The organism is Pseudoalteromonas sp. G5_S1_54_S4 (assembly GCF_054968565.1).
The window spans coordinates 1-412 of sequence record NZ_JBQKUL010000143.1 but is presented as its reverse complement, the minus strand read 5'-3'; the positions used below and the strand labels follow the sequence as shown (position 1 = coordinate 412).

The window sequence follows — 412 nt, the reverse complement described above, 5'->3', positions numbered from 1 at the left end:
CGGGCAATGTGGATGATCGAGAGCCTGTTTCTGATATGGCGGACTCTATCTTCGGAAAACTCTATGGCGACAAAGGTTATATCAGCAAAGCGCTCTCTGGTGAGTTACTAGAAAAAGGTGTCGAGTTAATCACGACGGTTCGAAAGAATATGAAGAAAAAATTTATTTCATTGTGGGACAGGGCTTTATTGAAAAAACGATTTATAATCGAAACGGTGAATGATCAATTGAAAAACATTTCTTACATTGAACACTCTAGACACCGTAGTATGCATGGCTTTATGCTAAATTTACTTGGTGGATTAATTGCCTATTGCCTAAAAGAGGAAAAGCCGTCATTAGATTTAACATCGCAAGAACTTGAAATTTTAGAGAGTAATAATCTAATGTTGGCTTAACCAGATCTCAGGTT

The 412-nt window shown here is 37.4% G+C and carries 1 protein-coding gene; it reads left to right on the top strand.

Annotated elements, in window-relative coordinates:
- Nucleotides 1–398 (top strand): transposase (locus ACTRWE_RS19295; RefSeq protein WP_462880545.1); only part of this gene is annotated, 398 nt, incomplete at its 5' end.
- Nucleotides 399–412 lie beyond the last annotated feature (14 nt).